We start from the raw sequence: 12853 nt of genomic DNA, 5'->3' as shown, positions 1-12853 counted from the left end.
GTTTTTTACGCCTTTTACTGCACTATTTTATTGGCACAGTATGAGCTTGCAAAAGCCTCGGGTTTGGCCTTAAATACAAAGCCCATGCTCAAAATATAACCCATGGCCTCATGCAGTGCCTGGTTTGATTTAAACATGGGGTTGGTGTTAATATCGGCATGCACTTCCAGGTCAACATCATACAGGTCAAGCAAATCACAAAGCTTGTAAGCAATGTCAATTGATTTTTGAACTTCGCTGAGCATACGTTCTTTAATGCTCATTTTTTGCGATGTCTTTTCCTGATGGATAAACATAAACCCGCCGCGCTGCTCGCGTAAAAAAACAATAACCGTAGCAAAATCGGTTACAGTGCCTTTCACTTGCGAATCGGTGCCGATACATACTTTAAGTTTGTTACCGAGGTTGGCTTCACGTTCAATCGCTCTTTCAACCTCTTCTAAAATTGACGATTGGATAACCTCGCCGCTGAATTTTCTCCAGGTCATAAAATTTGTTTTAGGTAAATTTTTGCCGACCTTTTTTATGGGTCTATAAAAATAAGCGATAAGGTTTCATATTAACGTAAACAAGGTATGATTTATTTGTTAACATTTAACTGATTATTAACAAGTTGGGGCGTTTTTGTGATGTAAGCATTCTCATTTACCCTCGCTTTTTTTATCATCACACAAATGCTATGATCAGTGATCTTTAAGATACCGAAAATAATTCGAATTAACTATGTATTTGATCCGCAAATTAAGGCACATGTTGATGCAGCTGTTACGGTTTTAAATAATTGTATTATAATGTTTTATTTATGTATCGGCATACTTCAATATGAGAATACATATCTTTAAGTTGTGAAATTATCGCTAAATGAATCTTAATTACTTAATCGATTAAGTTTAAATCTTTCTAAGATGTTTTTGTAACAAATGGTTTACCTTTAACCACCTAATTATACATCTGCACTTGCGATTAATTGTTTTTAACAATAAATAGTTTGGAAATACATTTAATGTACCTATGTTTGTACATATATTATATCTAACCAATTTTTTTCGGCGCGTTTTTACCTATTGAAAATACGCTCAAGCTTATTACATCTTAACTACCCTGCATGAAGATACGTTTACTTGCTGTTTTTGTGTTCTTATGTTTAGCTTGCCCGGTTATAAAAGCGCAGGCAACAGATAAATCTGCTTTAGCCGGTTCTATAGCCGCGGATAATAAGTTAGATACCGTACAAACACGTGCTTTAAAACTACTTTCGGGGTTTTCGGCCGGTACGTCATACAACGAAGTATGGATACGTGATTTCAACACCTTTATTAACGGTTCGTTAAAGGTACATCCTAAAGAAAAGGTAAAGGAAATGCTCCTGATGTTTTTTAAAATACAGGGCAGTGATGGCAATATAGTGGATGGGGTGGTTGATAGCGCCAAAGCGGCCGTTGGTTACCAATACCGTTACTCACGCTTATTGCCGGGTTGGGCGGCGCACAAAAACACCGTTGAAACCGACCAGGAGTCGTCATTGGTTCAGGCTGTGAAGAAATATGTTGACATTACCGGCGACAGCTCCATCCTTTTTGAGGTGATAGATGCTAAAACGGTTCTGCAACGCATAGAGGATGCTTTGGCTTATATCCAAAAACACAGATGGTCTGCACAGTACGGCCTGGTTACCGGCGCCACCACTATTGACTGGGGCGATGTACAGCCCGAAACCGGCTGGGGAGTAGCTATTAATAACAAAACCAAATGGGCCATTGATATTTATGATAATGCCATGTATGTAATGGCTATTCATGATTTCCTTTCAATAAAGCCTAAAGATTATAAGCCCAGGGAGAACTGGGCCGCGATAGCGACCACCATAAAAAAGAACGCGCGCAGGCACTTGTGGGTGCCGGCAGCCCAAAAATACCTGCCCCATGTTTACTTGAACGGCAGTCCGTTTTCAAAGGATTTTAACGAAAACCAAATTTTATATACAGGCGGATCCATATGTGCCATACTGGCCGGGTTTAATACTGCAGCCGAGATCAAAGAAATAAACCGGCAAATGCTGGCCGCTGCAGCAAAAGAAAAACATGCCACTATCGCCATAACGGTTTATCCGCCTTATCCAAAAGAGCAGTATCCAAACATGCCTCCTTACAGCTACCAGAACGGCGGCGACTGGACATGGTTTGGCGGGCGCATGATTGCTGCCCTGGTTGCCAATGATCTGATAAAAGAAGCGTACGATGAATTAACGCCAATGATTGACCGCGCAATAGCCAATAAAGGCTTTTATGAGTGGTATAATATACAAACAGGCGCTCCAAAGGGTTCAGGAGATTTCAGGGGTGAAGCAGGAGTGCTGTTTGATGCAATTACAGTTTTAAAACAATGGGCTATTAAAAATAAATAGGTTGTTTATTAATGTAATAACTTAAAAACCAAGTGCTAAACAATGTTTCATGAAAAAAATAATATCCCCCAGGTAGCCTCGATGGCTTTGCGCTTTTTTAAGCGGCATTTAAGCCTTTGCCATTGCTACCGGCCTCCTTAATAACGTAAGGATGGTTCCAATATCACAAGTGATATATACTCAACAAATCAATTCCCACTTTTTAAATTAATGTTATGAAGAAAAAACTTATCTACACGATCCTGTTATCGCTGTTATCATTCCAGGTAATGGCGCAGCTTAAAATTAGCGGAAAGGTTACCAGTTCGCAAGACAACCTGCCTTTACCCGCTGTAAGCATCAAAGTAAAAGGCACGGCGGCTGGTACGCTTACTGATGCCAATGGTAGCTATACCATACAATTATCAAATGCCAACAGTGTTTTGGTGTTTTCGTACACCGGCTTTGCTACACAGGAAGTAAGTGCCGCAGGTAAAAGCACAATAAATGTGCAGTTAAAAGAAGTATCAAGCTCTCTTAACGAGGTAGTTGTAATTGGTTATGGTACAGCAAAAAAGTCTGACCTTACTGGTTCTGTAACTACTGTTAAGGCCGAGCAACTGCTTGACAAGCCCGTGCCTAACTTATCACAGGCGTTACAGGGTAAGGTTGCAGGTGTTGATGTAAGCGTTAACAGTAATGCGCCAGGTGCTGCGGCTAAAGTACGCATCAGGGGTATTGGTTCCATCAACTCCAATGTTGACCCTATTTATGTGGTTGACGGCGTTGTAGGAGTTGACCCTAACTCCATTAACCCCAATGATATCGCATCTATTGAGGTTTTAAAAGACGCGTCATCAACAGCAATTTATGGTGTGCGTGGTGCCAATGGTGTAATTATGGTAACTACCAAGCGCGGCCGTAAGGGCGCAACTACGGTTAGCTATGAAGCCAATGTAAACAGAAGCGAACTTTACAGGCATGTGCCCACACTTAATTCAAAAGAATTTGTAAAAATTTACAATGAATCATTTGCCAATGGCGCAAAATTTGACCCAACCGGTGCTGTTCAAACTCCTGCCAAAGAGCTGAACCACACTAACTTCCCTTTGTTGTTTGATGCCAATAACAATCCTATTTATGATACCAACTGGGAAAAGGAAACGTATCAGCCGGCATATTCTCAAAGCCACCAGTTAAATATTCAGGGTGGTAGTGATAAATCGATTTACAGTATGTCGTTAGGCTACCTTAATCAAAATGGTTTAACGCCTACCTCAAACTTTAAACGCTATTCGGTTAAAATGACCATGGATAACGACATTAAAGACTGGTTGAAAATAGGCGGTAGCCTTAACGGCATCTTCGGCCGCCAGCGTTTGGTAACTGATGGTAACGGAGGTTTGAACGTACCGCGTGCCGTTAGCGAAGAAGTACCAATTGTACCGATCAAATATCCCGACGGAACATGGGCCGGTAACTATGATATAGAAGGTTTAGAAGGTGCACCAAACCCTATACAAACAGCCAATGAGCGTTATACCATCAATAACACCTTGCAGGCACTGGGTAATATTTATATACAGGCCAAAATATCATCAGAGCTTGATTTTAAAACTGATTTTGGTTTTAACCTGAATACACAAAAAAATAACTTTTACTCATCCGCGGCATTAAAGCACTTATCTGCCGACCAGGGTGGTGTGGCCAGTGTAAATACAAATACAACATATTTCTGGCAAACTGAAAACTACCTTACCTGGAACAAAAAGATCAATGATCACCAAAGGTTCACGGCTTTGGCGGGTATATCTTTTAGCCGTTCAGTATACGAACGGGCCAATGTTGAAACGCAAAACTTTATTTCTGATTTCTTCCAGTTCAATAACCTGGGCGCAGGATCATTAAGAAGTGCTGCAGGATCTGATGAAAACCCAAGTACGCCGGGCGCGCTTTATCCGGGATCATTAAACTCCTATTATGGCCGTATCAGTTATAATATTGATGAAAAGTATTTATTTACCGCTACAGGCCGTTATGATGGTTCGTCAAGACCGGCAGATGGGCATAAATTTGCTTTCTTCCCATCGGTAGGTGCGGCATGGCGCGTATCTCAGGAAGATTTCCTGAAAAACAGCCAAACCATATCAAACTTGAAGGTAAGGGCCAGCTTTGGTTACACTGGTAACCAGGAAATAGGTAACTACCGTTCACTTCCACAGTTTTCAACCAATCAAACCGCTCAAAACGGTGCTGCCGTTATAACATTGCTGCCAGGTTACCTGGGTAACCCCAATTTGAAATGGGAAAAAACACGGCAGATAGATGGTGGTATAGAACTGGGATTGTTTGGGGGCAGGGTAAACCTTGATGCCGATTACTATCAGCGTACCACCTCCGACATTTTGTTGCAAACCCCAATTCCGTTTACTGCTGGTTTTACCAACGCCAACGTTTACAAAAACATAGGCTCAATGAAAAACTCAGGTGTGGAGTTGAGCTTAAATACGGTGAACATACAAAGTACTGACTTTACCTGGTCAACAGGTTTCATATTTGCCGCCAATCAGAATAAAGTAACCAAGCTGAATGATGGCAATGCCGATATATTCCCTGGTCCAAACTTTTTAGGACAAAACTATGTAATACGTGTTGGCGCGCCAATAGGATCATTTTATGGTATGACTCGCTTAGGTACTTATGGTGATAATCCGGCCGATGTTGCCGCAGCTGCATTGCATGGTTTAAAACCAGGCGACCGTAAATACATCTACAATCCGGATGGAAGTAATTATTACAGCATTATTGGTCGTTCAAATCCAAAATGGACAGGAAACTTTAACAGTACTATCAAATATAAAAGCTGGGACTTTTCATTTGATATCCGTTTTGTACAGGGCGTAAATACGGCTGCCAACTTTAAACACTCTGTTGAAGACAGGCAAACCATTTCAAACAGTTTGGCTACCGTGTTAAACGGATGGACCCCAACCAATCAAAACACCATGATATCGCAGGTGCGTAACTATAAATACGCGCAGGATTCGCATTTTGATACCTGGTGGGTTGAAGACGGCTCATTTATACGCGGCCAAAACTTTGTGTTAGGTTATAGCCTTCCGGCACCTACGCTTCAAAAATTGCATGTAAGCCGTTTCAGGATTTATGCCAGTGTTCAAAACTTGTTTGTTATTACTGATTATACAGGCTATGATCCTGAGGTTGATACCTTTAATAACTCTTATGGCTCAAACCCTGCATTTACTCAAAACATAGATTTCTTTGCCAATCCTCGTCCGCGTATATGGAACCTTGGGGTACAGGTAGGATTTTAAAACTTGTGGTATGATTAAGATATATAGAAATACAGAAGAGAAGGATTTAATAGTAACCACCTAAAATCATTATGAAAATGAAAACATTAAAAAATATATTAGTAGTAACGTGCTTATTGCTTACCTGCTCATGCAAAAAGTTTTTGGAAGAAAAACCCAAATCTGTTTTAACACCCGGGTCTAATCTTTCAAGCGTAAAGGTGGCACGGGCATTGGCAAACGGGGCTTATCAAAACCTGCAGGGATTACTTACCGGACAGTCGGGCTCATACGGCGGCAATACCTGGAACCTGATGGAGTTTATGACCGGTAAAGCCAACAGCGACCTGGGACAAACCGGGTTTGTAAATTTTCAAACGCTTATTTACAGCAATACCTCCTTTTACTTTGATACCTGGTGGCAGCAAATGTACCTGGGGGTGGGCGCGTCTAACCTGGCTATTGAAACAATACCAACCATTAATGCCGCCGGCTTAACCGATGAGGCAAAAAATAACATGGTTGCAGAAGCACGTACCCTGCGTGCCTTGTATTATTTTTACCTGGTACGTATGTACGGAGCAGTGCCTAAAGTAACATCGGTGCCAAAAGACCTCAACCTGCAGGTTCCGCGTGTAGCGGCTAAGCAAATTTATGATGAGGTAATTATACCGGATTTGCTTGCAGCCGAAAAATCAACACTGCCCTGGAAAGACGCTACCGGTAAAGTATCAATGGGAGCTATAAAAGCGTTGCTGGCCGATGTGTATTTGACTTATGCCGGCGCCGCTATAAACGGTGGTCCCGCGGCCTACGCCGAATCAGCAAAACGTTCGCTTGATGTGATCCAGAACGGGGGATATACGTTATTCCCTAATTATACTGATATGATAAACCCAACCAATAAAAACAACGGTGAGTTTATTTTTCAGGTGCAATTCGCGGCTTCTGTGCCAATTACCAACCCGCTTACCGCACTTACCATTCCCAATTATTCAGGGATATCTGCTTACTCTGACGAGTACGGGTCAGTTTGGCCAACCGATCAGTTCATCGCTTCGTTTCCGGCTGGCGATAAACGTGTAGCAGAAAAACAATTCTTTTACACTAATTATCCGAGTTTAAAAACCGGCCAGACAGTTACCTTCAAAAATCATTATATCTATAAATGGTTTGATGTTAACGCGATAAAAAGCACCACAAAGTCTGATTTGAATTACACCATTTATCGTTTAGCCGATGTGTATTTAATGTATGCCGAGGCATCAAACCGCGCCGAGGGTTCGCCAAATGCCAATGCTATCACTTATGTTAATGCGATCAGAGCACGGGCCACTCTTGCTCCTATTGGCGCATTAAGTCAGGATGCTTTTGAAAAAGAAGTATGGCTGGAGCGTTATTTTGAGCTTTGCTTTGAAAACAAAATGTGGTTTGATATGCTGCGCACCCGTAAGGTACATAATGATGTTACCGGTAACTGGGACAATTTTGTAGGTCATAAAACAGTATTTAATGCTACGTTTACTGAAAAACAATTGCTGTTCCCATTACCAAAAACGGAAACAGATATTAACCCTAAATTATTGCCCAATAACCCTGGCTTTTAATTAGCAAGGTTATTAAAAATGAAAAGGACCGGCTTTTATTAAAGCCGGTCCTTTTTTTTATGGCTTACCATGGTTAGTATCAGCTTCTCTCGGCGGCTTTAATTTTTTCTTTTATTTTGTTAAAAATGTGTTCGCCCCTGTCAATGGGGTTTTGATTCTCATCATAAAACCACCAGTTAAACAGCTGCTGTATTTTACGGCCGGTAACAGGATGTTGCTTTAACAGATCATCCAGCTCAAGTAGCTCCTGTTCAGAAATTTCATTTGCTATCTTTTTAGTCGCCAGGTTCCAGATGTGATTTTTAATGGTCATATCGGTTTACTTGTTTTTCGTATAGGTATATTTTTATATACTAAATACGTTCCATTTTTTAAATAGTTGATCAATAGCTATTTGAGTTGGTATTGATTATTAATTACCGTTCGAATCCGGACAGGAACGTTCGGTTTTGGCATACGCTTTTTTCTTATGGAGATAGCCAAGTTATGAAAAAAATAAAAAACATAGTACTATGTATTGTATAGTACCATGTTTTGTATTAGTTTTGTAAAACCATTAACAGAAAAAGCATCATGAACACTAAAACCTTATTGTACACAGGCACCATTATCCCGGTAATCTTCTGGCTTTCAACTATTATATGCGGTTTTGTTCACGGCGGGTATAATCATCTGAGCAGAACTATAAGTGAGCTGGGCGCTATGGGTACACGGTCTGAACCACTAATGGCCACATTAACCATGTTTGGGGCGTTGTTAAGTATATTTTTTATCATTGGCGTGTATAGGGCGTGTAAGCAATTGAATATTAGTGTTGTCCCGGTGTTCACGCTGCCCGCGTTTACAGTAATGATGGGGTGGGCGGCTATGTTTCATTCAGGTAATAAATGGCATGCTACAGCAGGGCCGGTTTTCCTGTTATTATACGTAGGGGCATTTTTAGTAGTGGTTTTGTGGCGCGGCAGAAAGGAGCTTATGTTGATCAGGCTGCTTTCGCTGGTAAGCCTTGCCCTTATGCTGCTCATATTCCTGCGTTTTATGCCAGGTATAGAAAATAATTATCCGGGTCTTATTCAAAGGTTTGTACACCTGGGCTGGTCAGTTTGGTTTACGGCGTTAAGTATCGGATTGATCAGGCTCGTTTCATTACAAGAACAAAAACAATTATTTATCAGATAATCATTAAAATTTATGAAAAAACTACAATTAATCGTGGCCATTGGTATCATTATCATGGCCACAGCCTGCCGGTTTGGCAAAAGGCACACCACCATTACAGAAAATGGTAATGGCTCAACCGTAAAAATAGAATACGTTGGGCAAACGTATTTTAATGCCGAGGGTACTGCTATCAAAAGTATTTCGCCAAACGGTTATGTAAAATATACCCGCGACGGACAGACCATAACGGCCGAAAGCGACTACCGCGGCCGGATCACCTATGAATTGAATGACGATGGTAAACGGAGTTTACTCGATGAAAGCGGCAGGGAGTTTTTGGCCAGGGCGGTTAAAGACATGATAAAACACGGGCACTATGCCGATGGCCGGTAAGTTCATTATGAAAAAAAAGCAGGTATAATAATATCTGCTTTTTTTTGTTAAAAATTGCAATATTTGGGGCTTAAAAGTGTTAAAAACGTATGAATATGAAATGTTACAGTCGCATATTAGGCTTATTTTTAGCATCAATGTTAAACTATAGTTTAGTTAACGCACAATCTGTACCAATGACAACAACCAAAGGCGCCGACCAAACCCTGCAAATAAACCGGAAGAAAATTGACTCTTTGGACAAAGCGCTGATAGCCCTGCTTGGCGAACGCGAACGGGTGGTAAAGGATATTGGTATTTATAAAGCGCAAAATAACATACCAGCCCTGCAGGCCGACCGTTTTAAACAAGTAGTTGAAAAAAGCGTTGCAGCCGGTAAAAAAGAGGACTTGTCTGAAACTTTTATAACCGAGCTGATGAATGCCATTCATAAGGAAAGCCTAAGGATAGAAGAGGAGATCAAAGCTAAAAAGTAGCCTGACAACCTGCTGAAATGAACCTAAACGTGCTGATTATGAGATTTTAAAGGACTGCTTGCTATTATCATTAACTTTAATAAATTTGAATAACCGGAAATGCTAAAGTTTTAGCTGTAATAATTCCCTCCGGCATTCCTATTGCATTAAATTACATGAAGAAAGAATTTTTAATTGCCTGTTTTATTGCAGGCGGCTTAGCGGGCAGCAACCTGGTAAATGCTCAGGGTACAGCACCTTTTTCTATTGATAATAAGTCGGTTAAAGTAATTGTGTCTGAAAAAGAAGCAGGATACAAGTTTACGCCTACCGAAACACTTCAGTTCACTGATAAAGCCCAGCCAGCCGAAACAGAGGTTTCGGTTTTCGTTGATCCATCCAAAACATTTCAAACCATGCTGGGCATTGGCGGCGCTTTAACCGATGCCTCTGCCGAAACGTTTTATAAACTACCTAAAGACAAGCAAAAGGAGTTTTTAACCGCTTATTATGATAGCGATAAAGGGATAGGCTATAGCATGGCACGTACCAATATCCAAAGCTGCGATTTTTCGAGCGGGACTTACAGCTATGTTAAAGAGGGCGATGCCAGCCTTAAAACGTTTGATATCAGCCATGATAAAACTTACCGTATACCTTTTATAAAAGCAGCTATGGCAGCGGCAGGCGGTAAATTAAACCTGTTTGTTTCGCCCTGGAGCCCGCCTGCTTTTATGAAGGATAATAATGATGTATTACACGGCGGTAAGCTTAAGCCGGAGTTTGACCAAAGCTGGGCCAATTTTTTTGTAAAGTTTATAAAAGCATATGAAAAAGAGGGGATCCCGGTGTGGGGGCTTTCGGTACAGAACGAGCCAATGGCAACGCAAAAATGGGAGTCATGCTTGTATACTGCTGAGGAAGAACGCGACTTTGTGAAGAATTTTTTGGGCCCAACATTGCACAAGCAGGGCCTGGCTGATAAAAAACTGATAGTTTGGGATCATAACCGCGATTTGCTTTATCAGCGCGCCAGCACTTTACTCGAAGATCCTGAGGCTGCAAAATACGTATGGGGTGTTGGCTTCCATTGGTATGAGACCTGGACCGGGGCCGGGCAGCAGTTTGAAAGTACCAGGCGTGTGCATGAATCGTTCCCTGATAAGAACCTGATATTTACCGAAGGTTGTATTGAAAAGTTTGATCTCGCTAACATTAACGACTGGTCGCTTGGTGAGCGGTACGGACTGTCAATGATCAATGATTTTAACGCCGGAACCGTTGCCTGGACCGACTGGAACGTGTTGCTTGATGAACAGGGCGGCCCCAACCACGTAGGCAATTTTTGCTTCGCACCCATACATGCAGATACTAAAACAGGCAACCTGATGTATACCAGCTCTTATTACTATCTGGGGCATTTTTCAAAGTTTATTCGCCCCGGTGCTAAACGGGTAAGTGCGGTGGCAAGCCGGGATAAGCTATTAACCACAGCTTATATAAATCCCGATGGCAAACTGGCTGTTGTTGTAATGAACAAAACCGACGAAAAAATAGAATACTTTTTGTGGATAAAGGGCAAAGCTGCAAAAACAACCAGCCTGCCGCACTCTATCGCTACTTTAATAATACAATAAAGCCTTTATACCAATCAACTATATCTCTGCGAAGTGGTGGGTCATTTATGGTCCACCACTATCATTACCGGGAAATGGTCAGATGGCAGCTTAGCTTCATACTCTTTACCACCCGCAGCTTTGGCCCTGTAGCTATCGGTTAGTATCCCGTATCTTTTTACCGTAAAATCTTTAGTTAAAAATATGTGATCTATTCTTTCGCTGGTTTTTCTGTTGGCGTCAAAATCGTTAAAAGTGCCATTCTCGGCATATTTTATGGGCGATAACTCATAAGCATCCTTTAAAGTTCCCGAAGTGTTGATAACCGCATAGCTGTCAGATGTTTGGTCCACATTAAAATCCCCCGAGAATATAACAGGCGATTTGCCTGCTATAGCCTTAATTTTGGTTAACACCAGTTTTGCACTTTCGCGGCGGGCAGTAACGCCAATATGATCCATATGCAGGTTAAAGTAGTAAAATTTATAACCCGTTTTTATTTCCTGGAAGGCGCCCCATGAGCAAATGCGCGGGAGGGCGGCGTCCCAGCCTTTGTTGGGTTTATCGGTAATTGGAGCAAGCCAGAAATCGCCGTGGGCAAGCAGTTTAAACTTGCTTGTTTTATAAAAGATAGCTGAAAACTCACCGGCTGTTTTACCGTCATCGCGCCCTATACCTGTATATGAATAGCCGGGCATGTTGCTTTTTAAATTTTTTAGCTGATGAAAAAGGCATTCCTGTGTGCCAAATATATCAAAGTCATGAAACTGAATAAGCTTTACAATAACAGGTAAACGCTGTTTCCAGCCGTTGCCGCGTAAAGAATCGTCATTGCTTGGGTTATCGTTACGCATGTTATAGGTAGCCACCGTAAATTGCTGGCCAAAACAGGTATTGCAGAAAATGATAGCAAAGCTTAGAAGAACAAAAAGTTTTTTCATATTGGTGCTAACAGATGTTTATAAACAGATAAAAGTAAGACTTGATTATTAATTGAATGTAATGACCCGATAATTTGTTTTGGCTATAGCTGATCCTTCCTCTCCTGCTATGATCAGCCAAAAACCACGGTTTTATTTTTGTAAACAAAAACACGGTCCTCAAATAGCAGTTTTAGTGCGTTTGCAAGTACAGCTGTTTCAATTTCCTGCCCGGCTTTTACCATAGTTGCAGCCGTAAAGGAGTGGTTTACCGGGATGATCTGCTGGGCAATAATAGGACCTTCGTCAAGTTCGTTGGATACAAAATGAGCGGTTGCCCCAATCAGTTTTACGCCCCGTTCAAAAGCTTGCTTGTATGGGTTGGCCCCTATAAATGCCGGCAAAAAGGAGTGGTGTATATTAATGATGCGCATAGGGAACTTTGCCACAAAAGCAGGTGATAAAATGCGCATAAACTTGGCCAGCACAATATAATCGGGGGCGTATTGGTCAATCACATCACTTATTTGTTGTTCAAGTTCCGCCTTACTGATCTGTTCATGCGAGAGATGGTAAAAAGGCATGTCAAAGCGTTCGCAAATGTTTTGTAATGTTGTATGATTGCCAATTACACATTGTACGGTAGCGCCCAGCGTATTAAAATAATTGCGTATCAATATATCGGCCAGGCAATGGTATTCTTTTGTAACCAGCACCACCACTTTTTTATGGGGAATGGGATTTACAGATATTATGGCCCCGGCGGGCAGTACTTCCGCTAATGTTTTTTCAAGTTCGCTGCCATCTCCATCCTCAACCTCCAGTCGCATAAAAAACAGGTTTTCGGGCTTATCAACATGCTCACGCATTGAAACTATATTGAGTTGATGCTGGGCCAGTATAGCAGATATAGAAGCAACCAGGCCAACCTGGTCTTTACATTGAATAACAATAATCATGATTTAATGATACAAAGAATTTGGGTGTAATTTACAAACAGGTAT

At 41.4% G+C, this 12853-nt stretch carries 11 protein-coding genes; 7 read left to right on the top strand and 4 right to left on the bottom strand.

Annotation, left to right across the window (positions count from 1 at the left end; all coding sequences use genetic code 11):
• Positions 1–14: 14 nt before the first annotated feature.
• On the bottom strand, positions 15–488 hold the full coding sequence (locus J2W55_RS24910) for a ribonuclease H-like YkuK family protein (RefSeq protein WP_310102940.1): 474 nt from the start codon (positions 486–488) through the stop codon (positions 15–17).
• Between the two features lie 617 nt (positions 489–1105).
• On the opposite strand from J2W55_RS24910, the gene J2W55_RS24905 reads away from it, so the two are divergent.
• The 3 genes from J2W55_RS24905 (at position 1106) to J2W55_RS24895 (ending at position 7304) form a co-directional block, all read left to right on the top strand.
• Positions 1106–2404: a glucosidase family protein gene (locus J2W55_RS24905; protein ID WP_310102938.1), complete on the top strand. Its 1299-nt coding sequence runs from the start codon at positions 1106–1108 to the stop codon at positions 2402–2404.
• Positions 2405–2619: 215 nt separating this feature from the next.
• Positions 2620–5718: a SusC/RagA family TonB-linked outer membrane protein gene (locus tag J2W55_RS24900; protein WP_310102937.1), complete on the top strand. Its 3099-nt coding sequence runs from the start codon at positions 2620–2622 to the stop codon at positions 5716–5718.
• Positions 5719–5795: 77 nt separating this feature from the next.
• The gene (locus tag J2W55_RS24895) at positions 5796–7304 is read left to right on the top strand and encodes a RagB/SusD family nutrient uptake outer membrane protein (protein WP_310102935.1); all 1509 of its coding nucleotides are present in this window, start codon (positions 5796–5798) and stop codon (positions 7302–7304) included.
• Positions 7305–7383: 79 nt separating this feature from the next.
• Here J2W55_RS24895 and J2W55_RS24890 read toward each other — a convergent pair whose 3' ends face one another.
• Positions 7384–7617 (bottom strand): hypothetical protein, encoded by a 234-nt coding sequence (locus tag J2W55_RS24890; protein ID WP_310102932.1) that lies wholly within the window; start codon positions 7615–7617, stop codon positions 7384–7386.
• 260 nt (positions 7618–7877) lie between these two features.
• Here J2W55_RS24890 and J2W55_RS24885 point away from each other — a divergent pair, with 260 nt between their 5' ends.
• From J2W55_RS24885 to J2W55_RS24870, 4 genes are all read left to right on the top strand, one after another.
• Entirely contained in the window at positions 7878–8483 is a 606-nt protein-coding gene (locus J2W55_RS24885) for a DUF998 domain-containing protein (protein WP_310102929.1), read from the top strand.
• Between the two features lie 12 nt (positions 8484–8495).
• Positions 8496–8858, top strand: a complete 363-nt coding sequence (locus J2W55_RS24880; RefSeq protein WP_310102926.1) for a hypothetical protein — start codon at positions 8496–8498, stop codon at positions 8856–8858.
• A 176-nt stretch (positions 8859–9034) separates the two neighbouring features.
• Positions 9035–9334 carry a chorismate mutase gene (locus J2W55_RS24875; protein WP_310102923.1) on the top strand — a complete coding sequence of 100 codons (300 nt, stop codon included), beginning with the start codon at positions 9035–9037 and terminating at the stop codon, positions 9332–9334.
• A 155-nt stretch (positions 9335–9489) separates the two neighbouring features.
• Positions 9490–10950 carry a glycoside hydrolase family 30 protein gene (locus J2W55_RS24870; RefSeq protein ID WP_310102920.1) on the top strand — a complete coding sequence of 487 codons (1461 nt, stop codon included), beginning with the start codon at positions 9490–9492 and terminating at the stop codon, positions 10948–10950.
• A 41-nt stretch (positions 10951–10991) separates the two neighbouring features.
• Here J2W55_RS24870 and J2W55_RS24865 read toward each other — a convergent pair whose 3' ends face one another.
• Complete coding sequence (locus J2W55_RS24865; RefSeq protein ID WP_310102917.1) at positions 10992–11870, bottom strand: endonuclease/exonuclease/phosphatase family protein; 879 nt, start codon at positions 11868–11870, stop codon at positions 10992–10994.
• Positions 11871–11983: 113 nt separating this feature from the next.
• Entirely contained in the window at positions 11984–12808 is an 825-nt protein-coding gene (gene purU, locus J2W55_RS24860) for a formyltetrahydrofolate deformylase (RefSeq protein ID WP_310102914.1), read from the bottom strand.
• Between the last annotated feature and the right edge of the window lie 45 nt (positions 12809–12853).

The organism is Mucilaginibacter pocheonensis, assembly GCF_031456535.1.
In the GTDB taxonomy this organism is placed as follows: Bacteria; Bacteroidota; Bacteroidia; order Sphingobacteriales; family Sphingobacteriaceae; genus Mucilaginibacter; species Mucilaginibacter pocheonensis.
The sequence above is the reverse complement of the archived record's forward strand: the minus strand, read 5'-3'. Positions and strand labels throughout refer to the sequence as shown.

Excerpts from the sequence above, each read along its gene's own strand:
- J2W55_RS24910 (WP_310102940.1), bottom strand. The coding sequence starts at position 488 with ATGACCTGGAGAAAATTCAGCGGCGAGGTTATCCAATCGTCAATTTTA.
- J2W55_RS24905 (WP_310102938.1), top strand. The coding sequence starts at position 1,106 with ATGAAGATACGTTTACTTGCTGTTTTTGTGTTCTTATGTTTAGCTTGC.
- J2W55_RS24900 (WP_310102937.1), top strand. The coding sequence starts at position 2,620 with ATGAAGAAAAAACTTATCTACACGATCCTGTTATCGCTGTTATCATTC.
- J2W55_RS24895 (WP_310102935.1), top strand. The coding sequence starts at position 5,796 with ATGAAAACATTAAAAAATATATTAGTAGTAACGTGCTTATTGCTTACC.
- J2W55_RS24890 (WP_310102932.1), bottom strand. The coding sequence starts at position 7,617 with ATGACCATTAAAAATCACATCTGGAACCTGGCGACTAAAAAGATAGCA.
- J2W55_RS24885 (WP_310102929.1), top strand. The coding sequence starts at position 7,878 with ATGAACACTAAAACCTTATTGTACACAGGCACCATTATCCCGGTAATC.
- J2W55_RS24880 (WP_310102926.1), top strand. The coding sequence starts at position 8,496 with ATGAAAAAACTACAATTAATCGTGGCCATTGGTATCATTATCATGGCC.
- J2W55_RS24875 (WP_310102923.1), top strand. The coding sequence starts at position 9,035 with ATGACAACAACCAAAGGCGCCGACCAAACCCTGCAAATAAACCGGAAG.
- J2W55_RS24870 (WP_310102920.1), top strand. The coding sequence starts at position 9,490 with ATGAAGAAAGAATTTTTAATTGCCTGTTTTATTGCAGGCGGCTTAGCG.
- J2W55_RS24865 (WP_310102917.1), bottom strand. The coding sequence starts at position 11,870 with ATGAAAAAACTTTTTGTTCTTCTAAGCTTTGCTATCATTTTCTGCAAT.
- purU (WP_310102914.1), bottom strand. The coding sequence starts at position 12,808 with ATGATTATTGTTATTCAATGTAAAGACCAGGTTGGCCTGGTTGCTTCT.